The 15,452-nt window shown below is 66.9% G+C and carries 20 protein-coding genes; 7 read left to right on the top strand and 13 right to left on the bottom strand.

Going from position 1 to position 15,452, the window contains the following annotated elements; translation table 11 throughout:
- Positions 1-78: 78 nt before the first annotated feature.
- Genes ACOGI7_RS09790 through ACOGI7_RS09780 form a run of 3 tightly spaced genes read left to right on the top strand, consistent with a single transcriptional unit; the run spans position 79 to position 2,322 of the window.
- The gene (locus ACOGI7_RS09790; protein WP_419848574.1) at positions 79-552 is read left to right on the top strand and encodes a cupin domain-containing protein; all 474 of its coding nucleotides are present in this window, start codon (positions 79-81) and stop codon (positions 550-552) included.
- A 17-nt stretch (positions 553-569) separates the two neighbouring features.
- Positions 570-1,304: an SDR family NAD(P)-dependent oxidoreductase gene (locus ACOGI7_RS09785; protein ID WP_419848573.1), complete on the top strand. Its 735-nt coding sequence runs from the start codon at positions 570-572 to the stop codon at positions 1,302-1,304.
- A gap of 13 nt (positions 1,305-1,317) precedes the next feature.
- Positions 1,318-2,322: a 3-hydroxyacyl-CoA dehydrogenase NAD-binding domain-containing protein gene (locus tag ACOGI7_RS09780; protein WP_419848572.1), complete on the top strand. Its 1,005-nt coding sequence runs from the start codon at positions 1,318-1,320 to the stop codon at positions 2,320-2,322.
- On the opposite strand, the gene ACOGI7_RS09775 is transcribed toward ACOGI7_RS09780, so the two are convergent.
- Positions 2,319-2,744, bottom strand: coding sequence for a hypothetical protein (locus ACOGI7_RS09775; protein ID WP_419848571.1), 426 nt, complete (start codon positions 2,742-2,744; stop codon positions 2,319-2,321). The two genes, ACOGI7_RS09780 and ACOGI7_RS09775, sit on opposite strands and share 4 nt — an antisense overlap.
- Positions 2,745-2,777: 33 nt before the next feature.
- Positions 2,778-3,797 carry an MFS transporter gene (locus tag ACOGI7_RS09770; RefSeq protein ID WP_419848570.1) on the bottom strand — a complete coding sequence of 340 codons (1,020 nt, stop codon included), beginning with the start codon at positions 3,795-3,797 and terminating at the stop codon, positions 2,778-2,780.
- A 253-nt stretch (positions 3,798-4,050) separates the two neighbouring features.
- On the opposite strand from ACOGI7_RS09770, the gene ACOGI7_RS09765 reads away from it, so the two are divergent.
- Positions 4,051-4,320, top strand: coding sequence for a WhiB family transcriptional regulator (locus tag ACOGI7_RS09765; RefSeq protein ID WP_419848569.1), 270 nt, complete (start codon positions 4,051-4,053; stop codon positions 4,318-4,320).
- Positions 4,321-4,369: 49 nt separating this feature from the next.
- Here ACOGI7_RS09765 and ACOGI7_RS09760 read toward each other — a convergent pair whose 3' ends face one another.
- Positions 4,370-5,272 carry an alpha/beta hydrolase gene (locus ACOGI7_RS09760; RefSeq protein ID WP_419848568.1) on the bottom strand — a complete coding sequence of 301 codons (903 nt, stop codon included), beginning with the start codon at positions 5,270-5,272 and terminating at the stop codon, positions 4,370-4,372.
- A 109-nt stretch (positions 5,273-5,381) separates the two neighbouring features.
- Between ACOGI7_RS09760 and mca the strand changes: the two genes are divergently transcribed.
- Together mca and ACOGI7_RS09750 are read left to right on the top strand one after the other, a co-directional pair.
- Positions 5,382-6,236, top strand: coding sequence for a mycothiol conjugate amidase Mca (mca, locus tag ACOGI7_RS09755; protein ID WP_419848567.1), 855 nt, complete (start codon positions 5,382-5,384; stop codon positions 6,234-6,236).
- A gap of 4 nt (positions 6,237-6,240) precedes the next feature.
- Complete coding sequence (locus tag ACOGI7_RS09750; protein WP_419848566.1) at positions 6,241-6,636, top strand: hypothetical protein; 396 nt, start codon at positions 6,241-6,243, stop codon at positions 6,634-6,636.
- Positions 6,637-6,643: 7 nt separating this feature from the next.
- Here ACOGI7_RS09750 and ACOGI7_RS09745 read toward each other — a convergent pair whose 3' ends face one another.
- The 7 genes from ACOGI7_RS09745 to ACOGI7_RS09715 form a co-directional block, all read right to left on the bottom strand.
- On the bottom strand, positions 6,644-7,477 hold the full coding sequence (locus tag ACOGI7_RS09745; RefSeq protein ID WP_419848565.1) for a ChbG/HpnK family deacetylase: 834 nt from the start codon (positions 7,475-7,477) through the stop codon (positions 6,644-6,646).
- Between the two features lie 36 nt (positions 7,478-7,513).
- Positions 7,514-8,056, bottom strand: coding sequence for a thermonuclease family protein (locus ACOGI7_RS09740; RefSeq protein ID WP_419848564.1), 543 nt, complete (start codon positions 8,054-8,056; stop codon positions 7,514-7,516).
- Positions 8,053-8,223, bottom strand: coding sequence for a hypothetical protein (locus ACOGI7_RS09735; protein WP_419848563.1), 171 nt, complete (start codon positions 8,221-8,223; stop codon positions 8,053-8,055). The genes ACOGI7_RS09740 and ACOGI7_RS09735 overlap by 4 nt, the downstream gene beginning before the upstream one ends.
- Positions 8,224-8,309: 86 nt before the next feature.
- A complete protein-coding gene (locus tag ACOGI7_RS09730) occupies positions 8,310-8,672 on the bottom strand; it encodes a helix-turn-helix domain-containing protein (RefSeq protein WP_419848562.1) in 363 nt (120 codons plus the stop codon).
- 9 nt (positions 8,673-8,681) lie between these two features.
- Positions 8,682-9,599 carry a 3-hydroxybutyryl-CoA dehydrogenase gene (locus ACOGI7_RS09725; RefSeq protein WP_419848561.1) on the bottom strand — a complete coding sequence of 306 codons (918 nt, stop codon included), beginning with the start codon at positions 9,597-9,599 and terminating at the stop codon, positions 8,682-8,684.
- A gap of 128 nt (positions 9,600-9,727) precedes the next feature.
- Positions 9,728-10,039 (bottom strand): hypothetical protein, encoded by a 312-nt coding sequence (locus ACOGI7_RS09720; RefSeq protein WP_419848560.1) that lies wholly within the window; start codon positions 10,037-10,039, stop codon positions 9,728-9,730.
- A gap of 76 nt (positions 10,040-10,115) precedes the next feature.
- Positions 10,116-11,879 (bottom strand): PHA/PHB synthase family protein, encoded by a 1,764-nt coding sequence (locus tag ACOGI7_RS09715; protein WP_419848559.1) that lies wholly within the window; start codon positions 11,877-11,879, stop codon positions 10,116-10,118.
- A 62-nt stretch (positions 11,880-11,941) separates the two neighbouring features.
- Here ACOGI7_RS09715 and ACOGI7_RS09710 point away from each other — a divergent pair, with 62 nt between their 5' ends.
- Positions 11,942-12,922: an LLM class F420-dependent oxidoreductase gene (locus ACOGI7_RS09710; RefSeq protein ID WP_419848558.1), complete on the top strand. Its 981-nt coding sequence runs from the start codon at positions 11,942-11,944 to the stop codon at positions 12,920-12,922.
- Here the strand turns inward: ACOGI7_RS09710 and ACOGI7_RS09705 are convergent.
- Genes ACOGI7_RS09705 through ACOGI7_RS09695 form a run of 3 tightly spaced genes read right to left on the bottom strand, consistent with a single transcriptional unit; the run spans position 12,885 to position 15,397 of the window.
- Complete coding sequence (locus tag ACOGI7_RS09705; protein WP_419848557.1) at positions 12,885-13,964, bottom strand: mismatch-specific DNA-glycosylase; 1,080 nt, start codon at positions 13,962-13,964, stop codon at positions 12,885-12,887. The two genes, ACOGI7_RS09710 and ACOGI7_RS09705, sit on opposite strands and share 38 nt — an antisense overlap.
- 3 nt (positions 13,965-13,967) lie before the next feature.
- Positions 13,968-14,495: a phosphatase PAP2 family protein gene (locus ACOGI7_RS09700; RefSeq protein ID WP_419848556.1), complete on the bottom strand. Its 528-nt coding sequence runs from the start codon at positions 14,493-14,495 to the stop codon at positions 13,968-13,970.
- A complete protein-coding gene (locus tag ACOGI7_RS09695; RefSeq protein ID WP_419848555.1) occupies positions 14,492-15,397 on the bottom strand; it encodes an SDR family oxidoreductase in 906 nt (301 codons plus the stop codon). The genes ACOGI7_RS09700 and ACOGI7_RS09695 overlap by 4 nt, the downstream gene beginning before the upstream one ends.
- Between the last annotated feature and the right edge of the window lie 55 nt (positions 15,398-15,452).

Genomic DNA, 15,452 nt, shown 5'->3' with positions numbered 1-15,452 from the left:
AGATCATTCGAGGGTTGAGGCGGCCTCGGTTGCTCATGGGAGCAGGTCTGTATAGAGGGAAAGCTAGGGTCAGTGGCGATGGGGCAGCGGGAGGACTTGGCGGGGTTGTCTGGGGCTGAGGTGGTGGCGATGTTGGGGTTGGTGGCGTTGCCTGAGGAAGGGGGGATGTGGCGGGAGGTTTGGCGGGATGAGCAGAGCACTGCCATCTATTTCTTGCTTCAGCCGGGGGACTTCTCGGCGATGCATCGGCTGGACGGGCCGGAGCTGTGGCATCACTACGCGGGGGCGGCGGTGGGAATGCTGTTGCTGGGGCCGGGCGGGGCGGTGGAGCGGCCGGTGCTGGGCGACGACTTAGCTGCGGGGGAGCGGCCTTGTGTGGTGGTTGCGGCCCGCACTTGGATGGGGGCTGCTACTCGGGGTGAGTGGTCACTGGTGGGGACCACTATGGCTCCGCCGTATCACCACGATGGTTTCGAGCTGGGGGAAGCTGGCCATCTCATCGAGCAGTATCCGTCGGCGGCGGGCGAGATCGTCGAGTTGGTAAGGCCGTGACCGGGTCGCCTGGTGAGATGATCGACCTCACCGGAAAGATCGTGGTGGTTACTGGTGCGGGCGGGGGGATCGGCGGGGGGATCGTCAGACGCATGGCGGCTGCTGGTGCCTCGGTGGTGGCCCACACCCGGACGTCGCCGATCGACCAAGGCGAGGGAGAGGTGACCGAGGTTCAGGGCGACCTCACCACGGAGGACGGACCGGCCGCAGTGGTCGACACGGCTCAAGAGCGCCATGGGCGGATCGACGCCTTGGTCAACAACGCTGGCATCCAGCCGGTGGCCCCGTTCACCGATCTCACCGATCAGCAGTGGGTGGAGATGATCGACACCAACCTCACCGCGGTACACCGGCTGACTCAAGCGGCTGCCTCGGCCATGCGGGACCAGGGCACCGGGGGGTCGATTGTCCATATTGCTTCCATTGAGGCTCAACATCCGACTCCCGTCCACGGCCACTACGCCACCTCGAAAGCCGGTCTCGTAATGCACGCCAAGGCGGCGGCGCTGGCCTGGGGGCCTCATGGCATCCGGGTCAACTCGGTCTCGCCGGGGCTGATCGACCGGCCAGGCTTGGCCGACGACTGGCCCGAGGGCGTGGAGCGGTGGCTGGCCGCCGTCCCTCTCGGCCGTTTGGGCACCGCTGAAGACGTCGGGGACGCCTGCGTGTTCTTGTGCTCCGATCTGGCCCGGTGGATCACCGGAGCCGATCTGGTGGTGGACGGCGGGATCCTCACTAATCCCACTTGGTGAATGGGGAAGGCCGATGGCGATGACGACCAAGACCATCGGGCTGGTGGGGACCGGTGTCATCGGATCGGGCTGGGCGGTGCGGGTGCTGGCCCGGGGGTATGACGTGGTGGCCTGGGATCCCGCCGCTGACGGTGAAGACCGGCTGCGGAGGGCGATTGAGCGGGCCTGGCCAGTGGCCACTGAACTGGGGCTGTTCCCAGGGGCCGATCCCAATCGGCTGCGATGGGCCGACTCTCCCGAGGAGGTGGCGACATCGGCCGAATGGGTGCAGGAGAGCGCCCCGGAAGATGAGGGCCTGAAGCGCTCGCTGTTGCGCCGAATGGACGACGCCGCGCCCCCTCACACGGTGATTGCCAGCAGTTCTTCGGGACTCTTGCCCACCCGCTTGGCCGAAGGCTGCGGCCACCCAGAGCGCCTGCTCATCGGCCACCCGTTCAACCCGGTGTACCTGCTGCCGCTGGTGGAGGTGGTGGCCGGTCAGGCCACCAGCGCCGATGCGGTGGCCGCCGCCGTGGAGCATTACGACGACTTGGTCATGCACCCCCTCGTCGTGCGAAACGAGATCGAGGGCTACCTCTCCGACCGCCTCCAAGAGGCCTTGTGGCGCGAGGTTCTTCACTTGGTGAACGACGGAGTGGCCACCACCGCCGAGCTGGACGACGCGGTGGTGTACGGCCCCGGGCTGCGCTGGGCGGCCATGGGCACCAACCTCACGTTCCATCTGGCCGGGGGCGAGGGCGGGATGCGGCACATGCTGAGCCAGTTCGGCCCCGCGCTGGAACTGCCCTGGACCCACATGGAGGCTCCCGAGCTCACCGAGGAGCTGATCGAGGCCATGGCCACCGGCACCGAAGCCCAGGCGGCCGGAAGCACGGTGGCCGAGTTGGAACACCAGCGGGACCAGAGCCTGCTGGGGGTGATGCGGGCGCTCAGCGAAACCGGGATCGGGGCCGGGAGATTGATCACCGAAAGGGATGCCCGCATCCAGAGGGCCAGTCAGGAAGCCGACCAGGGCTAATTCCCGATGGCGGCCTTCTCCCGCAGGCGGTACTCGGGCACCAGCATGGCCAAGACCACGGCCAGGGCCGTCACCGGTATGGCCCACCAATAAACGTCGGCAATGGCGTTGGCGAACGATTCGACGATGCCGTCGCGCACCGACTCGGGCTCAATGGCGCCGATTTGGGTGGGGGCTTCGATGAGCGCTTCGATGTCGAGCTTGTCGCCACCGGGCACCAGCCGGGGGAGGTAGTGGTCGAGCCGGGCGGTGAACACGACCCCCATCACTGCGGACCCGAAAGTCTGGCCCAGGGAGCGGAAGAAGTTGGACGCCGACGTGGCCGCCCCCAAATCGTCGTGGGGAACGATGTTCTGCACCGCCACCAAGAGCACCTGCATGATGGCCCCCACCCCGCAGCCCATCGTGAACAGAAAGGCCATGGTCGTCATGGTCGATGTCTCGGCGCTCAGGGTCTACATCAGCCACACCCCCAGGGTGAGCACGCCGGCGCCGAAGATCGGCACCGCCTTGTAGCGCCCAGTACGGGTGAGCACCTGTCCGGCGCTCACCGAGGTGAGCAGCATTCCCAGCATCATCGGCACCAACAGCAGCCCCGACCGGGTGGCATTGACATCGGTGACTACTTGGAGGAAGAGCGGCCCGAAGATGCCCGCGCTGAGCATGGCCGCACCCGCGATGAACTGGATCACACAGGAGATGTTGAACAGCCGGAACCGGAACAGCCGGGGCGGCAGGATGGCCTCGGTGGCCTGCCGCTGCTGAACGACGAACAGGGCCACACCGCCGACTCCCGCGGCAAGCAGCGCGATCGACGGGGCCGACACCCAGTCCCAGGAGTCGCCTCCCAGCTCCATGGCCAAAATGATGGCGATCACCCACACCACAAGCAGGCCTGCTCCGGTGTAGTCAACCCGAGCCTCGCGGCGGGTGAAGGCCAACTCGAGATGGGTGACCGACATCACCAGGGAGATGCCGCCGAGCGGCAGGACCATGAAAAAGACCCATCGCCAGTGGGCGTAGTCCACCAGAAGACCCCCGGCCAGCGGCCCCAAGATGGTGGCCAGAGCGAAGATCCCGCCCATGTATCCCTGGTACCGGCCCCGTTCCCGGGGCGACAGCACATCGGCCAGGATGGCCATGGAAAGCGTGAACAGCCCGCCGGCGCCCAGCCCCTGGATGGCCCGGAACACAATCAGCATGGTCATGCCGCTCGACAACCCGGCGAGCACCGAGCCGCCCATGAAGATGACGATGGCGGCCTGGAACAGGCTCTTGCGGCCCCACAGGTCGGAGAGCTTCCCCCACAGCGGGGTGGTTGAGGTGGAGGCGATGAAATAAGACGTGAACACCCAGGTGTACAGGTCTCGCCGGCCCAGGTCTCCGATGATGGTGGGAAGCGCGGTGGACACCACCGTGCCCTCGATGGCCGCCATCATCTGGGCCAGCATCAGGGTGAGTATGATGACCAGCACCTGGCGTTTGGGCAGGTTGCCGCTCCCTGCCGAAGCACTATCACTTATCGAGATAGATTTATCAAAACTATTCATATAGGATATCGTGACGAGCGCTATTCGAACGTCTAACTTTTTGTATGAGGAGCAAGCAGATCATCAAGGAATTACTTGGTGTTCTGGTCTTCGGTAGTAATAGCCAAACGGAGAAAAGCCCCCGGACTCGTACGGGAGGCAATGGGTGGAGATGGCAATGGAGCCTCGTCCTTGGTGGATGGAAAATGCGAACTGCAAGGGGAAGAGCGAACTGTTCTTCCCTCCGGCTGGCGAGCGCCCGTCGGCACGTGAGCGCCGGGAGAATGCAGCCCGGCGGATTTGCGGCGACTGCGTCGTGATTCGGGCGTGCCGGAGTTGGGCCCGCGACCAGCGCGAGCTCGGCTTCTGGGGCGGCGAGTCGGAGATCGAGCGGGCAGAGGCGGGCTTCGCCCCCTCCACCCCGGTCATCGGTCTGCGGCGCCACCGCACCGAGCGGGAATCGGCCTGAGCCGACTGCACTGATCCGGCGCCGCATTCAGGCGGCGCCGCCAACCCCCTCATCCCACGACGCGTCGGACAAAGGTCGCAATGGCCTCAGTCCCCTCGATCGCCTCGGGATAGTTGGGGTACATGATCTGGAAGTCGTGGATCATCCCCGGCCATATGCGGAGATCCACCTCCACGCCGGCATCCTCCAGCACGGACGCGAACCCGGTGGCGTCGTCCAGCAGCACCTCGTGGTCGCCGGCGTGCACCAGCATGGGGGGCATTCCCTCCCAGTCGCCGAACAGCGGCGAGGCCAGCGGATCACGGGGATCTTGGCCGTCGAGATACCAGCTGGCCGCGGTCACTGCGTCGTCGTGGCCGAACATCACGTCCAGTTCGTCGCGCTCGGTGTGGCTGCGCGAGGAGTTGGTCAGGTCGACCCACGGCGACAGGCACACCCCCGCGCCGGGCAGCGGCAACCCCCGGTCTCGGGCGCCGAGCATGACGGCGCCGACCAGACCGCCGCCGGCGGAGTCGCCGATGAACGCGATGCGGGCCGGTTCGATTCCGGCGTCCAGCATTCCGCGGTAGGCGGCCAGGGAGTCGTCGACCGCGGCGGGGAACGGATTCTCCGGGGCCAGGCGGTAGTCGATCAACAGCACCCGGGCGGGGATCAGCGCGGCCAGGTGGGATCCGAAGCCCTGGTGCGAGATGATGGAGCCCACCCGGTAGCCGCCGCCGTGGAAGAACAACAGCGCGGGCAGGCTGTCGGGGTTGTGGGCCTCGGGGCGCAGCCAGGCGGCACCGGGCACACCGGGGATCTCGACAGCCTCCTTGACCACCCCGTCGGCCAGCGGCGTAGCCGCGGCGTTGGCGTCCAGCCGGGCTCGGCGCTCGGCGGGCGTCTCGGAGGGGTCGGGTTTGGGCGCGGACGCCAGCATGGACCGCACCGCTTCGAATTCTGGGCTTGGCATCCCCGGAGACTAACGCCTGCCCCACGGGCCTTTGGGACTCGGAAACCCACTGAAGGCCATCGAGCTTGGGTTCTTGACGGCGCTGGGGCGGCGGTAGCCTAAGCAGGCGATGACCGGCGAACTTCGACTGCTCACCATCCACGCCCACCCCGACGACGAGGCGTCCAAGGGGTCGGCGACGGTGGCCATGTACGTGGACCAAGGGGTGGCGGCCACCCTCGTGTGCTGCACCGGCGGGGAGGAGGGCGACATCTTGAACCCGGCCATGGACCGTCCCGAGGTTCGGGAGAATCTCAACCAGGTCCGCCGCGACGAACTGGTGGAGGCCGCCGACGTGCTCGGCTATCGAAGCGTCCACTGGCTGGGCTACCGCGACTCTGGGATGCCCGAGAGTGAGGCCAATGTCGATTCCCGCAGCTTCGCCCAAGCCCCTCTGGACGAGGCCGTCGGCCGCCTGGTGGCCATCATCCGGGCCGAACGCCCCCACGTGGTGATGACCTACGGGGAGGACCAGCAGGGCTACCGCCATCCCGACCATCTTCGGGTGGCCGAGATCAGCGGCCCGGCCTTCGACGCCGCCGGCGACCCCGGTGCCTTTCCCGACGCCGGCGAGCCGTGGCAGCCGCTGAAGATGTACTACGTGACCTGGTCGCGCAACCGGATCACCGCCCTGCACGAGAAGTTCGGCGAGCTGGACCTGGAGTCGCCCTATGACGATCGCTGGTTCAGCCGGCCGTCCAACGACGACGCCATCACCACCCGCATCCAGTGCGCCGAGTACTTCGACCGGCGGTCCAAGGCGCTTTTGGCCCATCGCACTCAGGTCGACCCCGATTCCAAGTTCTGGTTCGGCCTGCCCGACCACCACATGGCCGATGCCTACCCGTGGGAGGACTACGTTTTGGCCCGCAGCCTGGTCGACACCGATCTGCCGGAAACCGACCTGTTCGCGGGGATCGCCTAGGACCATGGACCGGGCCCGGTATCTCAGCGAGGAGTGGTTCGGGCTGAACCTCGAGGCGGCGTCGGGCTGGCCGGAGCGGCCGGGGGTGGACTGCTCGGCCAACTTCGAGGTGACCGGTGCCCCCGACGGCAAGGTCCGCTACCACGCGGTCATCCGCGACGGCTGCTTGGTGGAGATGGCCTCGGGCAAGCTGGCCGACGCCGACGTGAGCATCGTCTACAAGTACGCCGACGCATGTGCCGAAGTTTCCAACCGCGACCATCCCGACCTGGCCTTCATGACGGGCCGGATGAAGCTGGATGGGGACTACGCCCGTTGGGTCTACGGCCTGCGGCCGCTGCTGGACTCAGCGGAGTACGACGACTTCCGGTCGGCGCTGGCCGAGCGCACCGACTTCTAGGCGGCGCTCAGCCCCGGCGCTGGGCGTCTCGGAGGTCGGCGTAGGACAGCATCTTGGCGCCGGATCGCTCGACGGCGGTGCCCAATGCCGGGTCGTGGGCCACCAGCAGATACTGCTCCACTCGGCTGAGCCAGCCCGGGTCCATTTCCCGCAGCTCGGGGGTGTCGATGGCCGGTGACACCACCAGCTCGGTCACCCCCGGGGCCAGGTTCTCCACCGCGTCTTCCAGGGTCCGCCGGGCGGGGCGGCCGCGGATCTGCACCTGGTGGTCGGGGGCCAGCACTCCGGCGTCCGCCGCCAGACGGCGAAACGGGAAGCCGGCCCTTCGCTCCTGGTTGCTTCCCCCGAGGCGCATGGGCAGCGCCATCTCCACCGCCAGCTCCAAGTACACGTCGTAGAACTCGGGGCGCATCAGCAGGGTGTCCAAATGCGGGCTCAGATGGGTCAGCTCGCTGCCCCATTGGCTGGCCCGCTCAATCTGGGCCCGGCACTCCCGGTGGACCTCGTCGAGGTCGCTGTGCTCCCAGGAGTCGGCGGGGGTGCGGGGGAAGCCGCCGTCGCCGTCCAGCAGCGACGGCGCCTGGGTGATCGGGCCCCATCGGTAGTTGTCGAACTCGGCGTTGAGGGTGAGGTCGACCCCGACCGGGATGTCGGCGAAACGGCTGGCTGCGTCCCGGGCCCACGGGCAGGGCACCATGAGGCTGGCGGCGGTGGCCACCCCGATGTCCAAGCACTCGGCGATGGCCGCGTTGGCCGCGTGCGACTGTCCCAGGTTGTCGCAGGTGATGATCAGGCCTCGGCCGTCGGGGGCTCCGCCCAAGCGTTCCAGTAGTTCGCTCACTACCGGAAAGCTATCGCCCCTCGGTGGCAAAGGCGCTCACTCAAGCAATACGTCGGCGCTGCCGCAGGCGTCCCACAGGCCCAACCCCTGGTCCCGGGCGCGGGCCGCGGCTCCGTAGAAGGCATCGGCGTGGATGGCATTGGGCTCGATGACCAGAGCCTCGGCATACCCGTTGGCGGCGATCTCGAGGTTGACGAACAGGCCGTCGGCCGCTCGGTACACGTAGGCCAGCAGCCGGTCGTAGCGGTCGCGGGCCTCGACGTCGCGGGTCAGCCGCACTTCGGTGTCTGCCGGCAACAGCGATCTTGTGAAGGCGCTGGCCTCATCGCCGAAGCACTCGACGGGCAGGAAACCGCCGGTTGCCTCCGGGGTGTCGATGCCGATCAACCGCACTCGCTCGGTGCGATCCGCTATCTGCACCACCACTGTGTCCCCGTCCACCACCTCCACCACCGTCGCGGCAGCTCCGACTATCGCCGCGGCTGGCTCAGGGGAGTCGCTGGGCTGGCTGGCCGAGCCTCCGGAGCAGCCGGTGAGCACGACAATCAGCAGGCCGCAAACCGCTGGCGTCGGTCTCACGCCGCACGGGGAACGTCGTCGTAGGGGGAGGGTGCGGGCTGGACGGCGGGGGAGTGGCGCTGCAAGGCCGCTCGGGCTTGAGCCAGGCCGCGGCGGCCGATCTCCTTGGTGCGCTCATCTATGCGCCAATCAGGCGGTGCCTCCAAAAGCATGAGCTGTTGCTTCATGCTTCCAGTATCCCGGTGGGAGTGACAGTTTGGGCAGAGACAGGGAGAAATCTTGAGAAAACCCCCCTGAAGTGGGGAAAAGGCCCCTAGGAGTCTTGGCTGCCGCCCGTCATGCTGCGATACACCTCGAGCAGAGCGGCCTTTTGCTCGTCGGTGAGGCTGGCATCGGCCCGGATGGTGGCCTCGGTATCGGAAACACCCTCTGCGTTGTCGCCATTGGCGGCATCGATGCCCGCGGCCTGAGCCAGCAGAGTCTCAGCCGACAAGTTCAGCGCGGTGGCCAGCGACTTGATGACCCGCACCGATGGCTGGTGCAGGCCCCTCTCCAGCTGGCTGAGGTAGGGGTTGGACACCTGGGCCAGATCTGACAGCTCCCGCAGGGTGAGCTGGGCCAGCTTGCGCTGGCTGCGGAGGTAGTTGCCGAATGCCTCGACGGCGGCTTGTTCCATGGTTCTGCCTTAGCTGTCGTACTCGTAGAATCCCTTGCCGGTCTTGCGTCCCAGATGCCCGGCAGCCACCATTCGCCGCAGCAGCGGGGGTGGAGCGTTGTGGGAGCCCTTGAACTCCTCGTAGAGCACGTCGGCCACGGCCTCGATGGTGTCCAGCCCGATCAGATCGCACAGCGTCAACGGCCCCATGGGGTGGCCGCAGCCGTGCATCATCCCGCTGTCGATGTCGGCTGCGCTCACCTTGCCCTCGTCGAACATGCGTATGGCGTCGAGCAAATAGGGGACTAGCAGCCGGTTCACCACGAACCCGGCCCGGTCGCGGCAGCGGATGACCCGCTTGCCCAGCACCTGCACCGCGAAGCGGTCGGCCCGGTCCATGGTCTCCGACGAGGTGCCCAGCGAGCGCACGAGCTCGACCAGCGGCTGCACCGGGGCCGGGTTGAAGAAGTGCATGCCAAGCACCATGTCCGACCGACTGGTGATGGATCCCAGGGTGATGATGGGTATGGAGGAGGTGTTGGTGGCCAAGATGGCGTTGGGCGCCATCACCTTGTCCATGGCCCGGAACACCGACAGCTTCTCCTCCAACGACTCGATGACCGCCTCGACCGCTAGGTCTCGGTCGGCCAGGTCGCCCATATCGGTGCTGAAGCTGAGGCAGTCCAAGGCCAAGTCCCGGGTATCGGTCGACAGCTTGTCCCGGGAAACCGCCTTATCCAGGGATTTTTCGACCCCCTTTCGGGCGTTGTCGACGGCAGCGTCATCCACTTCGACAACCAGAGTGTCCAAGCCGACTCGGGCGCACACCTCGGCGATACCTGAACCCATCGTTCCTCCGCCGATCACCCCGACTTTGTTGATCGGCTCCAGTGACGACTCGAACTCTTGCGGTGGCGGCGTGCCAGCCACGTCAGACTCCGTGCTCATGCTTCCCTCCCACCGCCGAATTCGGCGGCCCCTCGTCGCTGTTCAGGATAGTACGCAAGCGATAGAAAAATAAAACGGGGCCGGTCGCGGTGACCGGCCCCGTTTGCTTAAGAGAGCTGAGGGGGGATTCAGCTCTTCTTGGAAACTGGCTGGGCGGGTGCCGAACCGTTGGCGCTCGCGGCGGCCAGCAGGTTCTGGGCGAACTCCTTCTGGGTGTTGAGCAGTTCCTGGGCGAACCCGAAGCTGACGCTCATCAGCTCCTTGGGATCGGGCAGGGAGTCAAGGCCGGGCACGGAATCGAGCTTCAGGCTCTCGGGGGTGACGCTGCCGACCGTATCGGTAAAGGTGCGGACACCTTCGACGATGGCGGTCTGGCCAACCTTGAGGGCGCTCAGCACCTGTTCTTGCACGGCTTCGGTGATTTCTTTGACGTCGGTCATGCTGCTTACTTTACTTAGCAAAAGCTTGATCGGCAATTCAAAGAAGATTTTTCCTCGAATTCTCGGGAAAAACCGATCAGGCTGAGACGATGTCGCCGGGGCGCATCTTCACGTAGAGGCCCGGCGCGTCCTCCATCGGCGTGTAGGCCTTGCTGCCGAGCTGCTGGGGAGCATCCACCTTCTTGCCGGCCCGCTGGCCGATCCACTGGGTCCAGTCTTCCCACCACGTGTGCTGGTGTTGTTCGGCGCCTTCCAGCCACTGCTCGGGTGTCTCGGCGATCTGGTCGTTGGTCCAGTGGCGAGCCTTGGGGCTGGGTGGATTGACGATGCCGGCGATGTGGCCCGACGTGCTGAGCACGAAACGGTTCTGGCCGCCCAGCAGGTTGGCGGTGCGATAGGCCGCGGTCCACGGCACGATGTGGTCGTCGATGGCCGACAGCACGTAGCTGTCCTGCTTCACATCAGCGGGGTGCAGCACGGTGCCGTCCACCTCGAAGGCGTCGTTGGCAAGCTGGTTCTCCAGATAGCACCGTCGCAGGTAGCTGCTGTGCATGCGGGCCGGCATCCGAGTGCTGTCGTTGTTCCACGCCAGCAGGTCGAACGCCGGCGGATCCTCGCCCAGCAGCCAGTTGTTCACCACGTACTGGAAGATCAGGTCGTTGGCCCGGATTGCGTCGAAGGTGCGGGCCATCTCGCTGGCCTCCAGGTATCCCTGGTCGGCCATCTTGCGCTCCAGCCCGGCCACCGTGGGCTCGTCGGTGAACGCCCCCAGCACGCCGGGGTCGGAGAAATCGGTGAGGGTGTTCAGGAATGTGGCGGTGTGGACCGGCTCATCGCCGGTGGCCGCGCCGTGGGCCATGGCCAGGGCGGTGAGCGTGCCCCCCAGGCACACGTTGACGGTGTTCACCTTCTCCTGCCCGGTGATCTCCCGCACCACCCGCAGGGCATCGAGGGGGCCTTGGCGGAGATAGTCCTCGAAGCTGGTGTCGCGCATCGACCCGTCGGGGTTGCGATAGCTGATGGTGAAGCAGGTGTGGCCCTGCTGCACCGCCCACTCGATCAGGCTCTTCTGCGGGGCCAAGTCCATGATGTAGTACTTGTTGATCCACGGCGGGCAGAACAGCATCGGGATCTCATAGGTCTGCTCGGTCTGGGGCTCGTACTGCATCACCTCGATCAGGTCGCTGCGGTACACCACCTTGCCGGGGGTCAAGGCCATGTTCAGCCCCGGCTCGAACCCCGAGTCGTCCACCTTGGACGGCCACCCGTCGTTGTGGCGCAGGTCGTGGAGCATGTTGGCCGCCCCCTTCACCACGCTGGCCCCGCCGGTGGCGGCCGCTTTGGCCAGGGCATCGGGGTTGGTGAGCAGCAGGTTGGTGGGGGCCAGGGCGTCGAAGGCGAAGGAGGTGGCGAACTTGGCCTTGCGGTGGTCGGCCTCGTCGAGGTTGGCGGCATCGATGAGGTCATCGGCCAGGTTCCTGGTGAGCAGATAGGTCTGCTGGAGGCCGAAGAAGTAGGGGTTGTCCTGCCAGGCCTTGGAGGCCCAGCGATGGTCTTTGGGCGGGGGCTGGATGGGTGCGGGGGCCTCGGGGTCGGCGGTCTTGGCTGCCTTGGCCATGGTGGCCGCTCCCACCTTCATTGCTCCGGCGGCTGCCTTCAGCAGCGCGGTGCTCACGCCCACCGGGTTGGATGCCGCCTTCATGCCGGCATTGACCAGGGTGCGGGCGAAATACACCGGGTCGAGCGTGTCGAGGATCTGGTCGCCCACCCAGTTGGGGTCGAGGACGTCGGACTCGCCGGCCGTGGCCCCGATAGTCCCTGCTTCGACGTCTTCGCTCACGGCTGGGAACTATATCAAGCAAGCTTGGCAGAACCCTCACCGCCGCGTCATAGAGTTGCCGAATGGTTTCACGACGTGACGGGATGACGGTTCCGCTGTTCGGACCCCTCGACCAGCAGGCGGCGCAGATGGCGGAGCTGGTCGAGTTGGGATACACCGACGTGTGGTCGTCGGAGTCCAACTCCCACGACGCCTTCACCCCGCTGGTGCTGGCCTCCCAGTGGGCGCCGACACTGCGTCTGGGCACCGCCATCGTCCCGGCCTACACCCGGGGACCGGCACTGGTGGCCCAGTCGGCGGCCACGCTGGCCACGCTGGCCCCGGGGCGATTCCTCCTCGGGCTGGGCAGCTCCTCGGATGTGATCGTGGAGCGGTGGAACTCCATCCCGTTCGAGGCCCCCTACCAGCGAGTGCGGGATCTGGTGCGGTTCCTCAAGCCCGCTCTGGCCGGTGAGAAGGTGAGCGGCGACTATGAGACCTTCTCGGTGCAGGGGTTTCGGCTGGGATTGGTTCCCCCCGAACCGCCCCCCATCTTGGTGGCGGCGCTGCGATCCCAGATGCTGACGCTGGCCGGCAAGGAGGCCGACGGGACCATCATCAACTGGCTTTCGGCCGATGACACCGCCCGGGTGAGCGAGATCGTCAACGCCCAGGGGCCCGACAAGGAGATTGTGGCCCGTATCTTCGTGTGCCCCAACCCCGACCGGGAGACGGTGATCGCCCAGGGGCGGCGGGCGGTGGCCGGCTATCTCAATGTGCCGGTCTACCGGGCTTTCCACCAGTGGTTGGGCCGGGGTGAACTGCTGGCCGAGCACTGGGAGCGGTGGGCGGCCGGCGACCGGGCCGGATCGCTGGAGGCCATCCCCGAGCAGGTGGTGGACGACCTCATCGTGAACGGCACCCCCGAGGAGTGCCGCAAGCACATCGATCGCTACTTCGACAACGGCGCCACTACTTCGTCGCTCATGGTGATGCCCCTGGGCGGGATCGACCCCTGGGAGGCGGTCAGGTCGTTAGCGCCGCAGCCTGCTGTAGGTGGGTGACATAGTCGGGCAGTTGATACCCGGCGGCTGCCCCACTGGTTGAGGGCATCACGTAAACCGGCCGACCGCCCAACTCTTGGGGTTGCACTCCGGCCTGGGCCTTTCGGTCCACAGCGGCCCGCCAGCCGGCGAGGCCCACAAAGCACACCGCGGCGGGCTTGAGCCATCCCGCTAGCCACTCCAGCCGGTCTAATCCCCGCCGATACTCATCGGCGGTGAGCGCGTCGGCCCGGGGAGTGGCTCGCTTGACCAGATCGGTCATGCCCACGCCGTGGTCGATGAGCGCCCGCCGGGGATCCCGGTCGGTGCTCACCAGCCCCGCGGCCAGGGCCGCAGGCCAGAACCGGTTGCCGGGTCGGGCGAATCCTGCGCCGGCGTCGGCCGCGTACACGCTGGGGTTCAGGCCGCAGATCAGAAGGCGCATTCCCGGCCCCACGGTGTCGGGCAGCGTGCGGGCTCGGTGGCCCTTGACGATGAGGGTGGCCACTTTGGGGGGCCGGTCCAACCGCTCTAGGGCATCGAGGGTGAATCCCGCACCCTCCATCAGGGGTGCGATCCAGTCTTCGGGCCACTGGGAGAAGCGTCGGCCTGGGAAGTCGTCGTCGGAGAACGGCTCGAAGTCGGCATCCCCCTCGAAAATGTGAAGCTCCACCGGAGCGCCCGGGGCCAGCGCCCGGTGCAGGTCGGCCAGGGCCAGCGGCACATGGCGGCGGTCGAGGTGGACATAGCTGCGCGATGCCCACGCTCCGGCCAGCGACCCAGCAGCTAGGGGCAGCGCGGCCAGATCGGCCCGACATCGCAGAGCGTCCGGGGCATGGTCGGGGACCATCTTCAGCATCGACCGGGCCGCATCGATGGCCAATGCCGGGCTGGGCAGAGAGCCTGTGTGCCAGCCGGGCCCGCAGCCCAGATCAGCAGTGATCCCGTCGGGCCGGTCAACAGCAGCGAACGCCTCAACCGCGGCGGTGGATTTGGGCGCTCGCTCGGCCCTCCATTCAGCAGCCCGGTCTTCGTAGACGCCGACGGTGGCTCGATCGGCCATGTCTCAGCGGAGCGGCCAGATTTTCTTGAACAGCCGGGCGATCACCGCGCCCACAAGAGCGCCAACCACTACGTCGGAAGCGTGGTGGATGCGCACGTGTACCCTGCTGGCTGCCACCATCGAGGCGGCTGCCCAGAAGGGCCACCGTCGGTGTCGGGACTCGGACAACAGAGTCGCGGCCACCACCGCGGCGCTGGCGTGGCCGCTGGGGAAGCTGCTGGTCAGCGGCTGGCGCAACCGGTGGGGGTGGTCGAGTTCGGCCAATGGGCGGGAGCGGTTGAATGCCGACTTGATCGGCCCGTTGACCAGCGCCGACTCCACTGCCAGGGCAATCGACACCCGCACCGCCCGGCGTCGGCCCCGCTTGGAGGTTGCCCCGGCCCAGGCCAAGGCGTGCCACAGGATGCTGAAGTTGCCCAGCTCTGAGGCGGTGTAGAACACCCGGTCGGCCACCGGATTGCCCCGCAGCCGGGCGAAGAGCTGCTCGACGACCTCGTCGAAAGCCTCGACAGCCGCCTCTCCAGTCTTCATTCTCGGGCCGCCCGGATCGTCTTGTAGGCCACGCCCACCTCGTGGTTGGCGTCGTTCAAAACCCTGTAGCCGGTTTCGTCGCGGATTTGGTCGAAGTTCTCGGCCACGTCCTCCACCGTGAGGTCGGGGTTGTAGTAGCCGGGGGTTCGACCGACGAAGAACCGGGCCACTGTGCCGCCCGCCGCGGAGTACACCTCGCCCGACACCGGGCAGTCTTCGTGGGCCAAAAAGCACACCACCGGGGTGACGTGCTCCGGGCTCATGGCCTCTTTGATCTCCTCGCCGAAGATGGCCTCGGTCATGCGGGTGGTGGCCACCGGGGCGATGCAGTTGGCCTTGATGTTGTATTTGGCCCCCTCCAGGGCCAGCGTGTGGGTGAGCCCCACCAAGCCCATCTTGGCCGCGCTGTAGTTGGACTGGCCGAAGTTGCCCAGCACCCCGGCGTTGGAGGTGGCGCACACGATGCGGCCATATCCCTGCTCGCGCATCTGGACGAAGGCCGGCCGGGTCACGTTGAACGCCCCCCGAAGATGCACGGCGAGCACCGGGTGGAGCTGATCGTCCTCCAGCTTGTGGAAGGTCTTGTCCCGAAGGATGCCGGCGTTGTTTACAACCACGTCCACCCGCCCAAACGCCTCCACCGCGGTGGCAGTGATGGCCGCCCCGCCCTCGGTGGTGGCCACCGAGTTGGTGTCGGCCACCGCTTCGCCGCCATCATCGTTGATCTCGTTGGCCACCAACTGGGCCGGTCCCTCGCTGGCCCCGGTACCGTCGGCCGCCCCGCCCAAGTCGTTTACCACCAGTCGGGCCCCTCGCCGGGCCAACTCCAGGGCATACAGGCGCCCCAGGCCGCCTCCAGCCCCGGTGACGATCGCCACCCGGTTGTCAAAACTCAATGCCATGGCTCCACACTAGAACTTATGGAAAGACCATCCCACATGGAGCACCGAGACCTAT

The sequence above is a fragment of the Candidatus Poriferisocius sp. genome, assembly GCF_965204145.1.
Lineage (GTDB): Bacteria > Actinomycetota > Acidimicrobiia > Acidimicrobiales > Bin134 > Poriferisocius.
This window is presented reverse-complemented; position numbering and strand designations above follow the sequence as displayed.

What these genes read in the sequence shown, in the direction of transcription:
- ACOGI7_RS09760 (WP_419848568.1), bottom strand. Translation starts at nt 5,272, where the DNA reads ATGCCAAGCCCAGAATTCGAAGCGGTGCGGTCCATGCTGGCGTCCGCG.
- ACOGI7_RS09785 (WP_419848573.1), top strand. Translation starts at nt 570, where the DNA reads ATGATCGACCTCACCGGAAAGATCGTGGTGGTTACTGGTGCGGGCGGG.
- mca (WP_419848567.1), top strand. Translation starts at nt 5,382, where the DNA reads ATGACCGGCGAACTTCGACTGCTCACCATCCACGCCCACCCCGACGAC.
- ACOGI7_RS09700 (WP_419848556.1), bottom strand. Translation starts at nt 14,495, where the DNA reads ATGAAGACTGGAGAGGCGGCTGTCGAGGCTTTCGACGAGGTCGTCGAG.
- ACOGI7_RS09775 (WP_419848571.1), bottom strand. Translation starts at nt 2,744, where the DNA reads ATGGCCTTTCTGTTCACGATGGGCTGCGGGGTGGGGGCCATCATGCAG.
- ACOGI7_RS09720 (WP_419848560.1), bottom strand. Translation starts at nt 10,039, where the DNA reads ATGACCGACGTCAAAGAAATCACCGAAGCCGTGCAAGAACAGGTGCTG.
- ACOGI7_RS09765 (WP_419848569.1), top strand. Translation starts at nt 4,051, where the DNA reads ATGGAAAATGCGAACTGCAAGGGGAAGAGCGAACTGTTCTTCCCTCCG.
- ACOGI7_RS09790 (WP_419848574.1), top strand. Translation starts at nt 79, where the DNA reads ATGGGGCAGCGGGAGGACTTGGCGGGGTTGTCTGGGGCTGAGGTGGTG.
- ACOGI7_RS09780 (WP_419848572.1), top strand. Translation starts at nt 1,318, where the DNA reads ATGGCGATGACGACCAAGACCATCGGGCTGGTGGGGACCGGTGTCATC.
- ACOGI7_RS09750 (WP_419848566.1), top strand. Translation starts at nt 6,241, where the DNA reads ATGGACCGGGCCCGGTATCTCAGCGAGGAGTGGTTCGGGCTGAACCTC.
- ACOGI7_RS09705 (WP_419848557.1), bottom strand. Translation starts at nt 13,964, where the DNA reads ATGGCCGATCGAGCCACCGTCGGCGTCTACGAAGACCGGGCTGCTGAA.
- ACOGI7_RS09710 (WP_419848558.1), top strand. Translation starts at nt 11,942, where the DNA reads ATGGTTTCACGACGTGACGGGATGACGGTTCCGCTGTTCGGACCCCTC.
- ACOGI7_RS09735 (WP_419848563.1), bottom strand. Translation starts at nt 8,223, where the DNA reads ATGAAGCAACAGCTCATGCTTTTGGAGGCACCGCCTGATTGGCGCATA.
- ACOGI7_RS09725 (WP_419848561.1), bottom strand. Translation starts at nt 9,599, where the DNA reads ATGAGCACGGAGTCTGACGTGGCTGGCACGCCGCCACCGCAAGAGTTC.
- ACOGI7_RS09730 (WP_419848562.1), bottom strand. Translation starts at nt 8,672, where the DNA reads ATGGAACAAGCCGCCGTCGAGGCATTCGGCAACTACCTCCGCAGCCAG.
- ACOGI7_RS09695 (WP_419848555.1), bottom strand. Translation starts at nt 15,397, where the DNA reads ATGGCATTGAGTTTTGACAACCGGGTGGCGATCGTCACCGGGGCTGGA.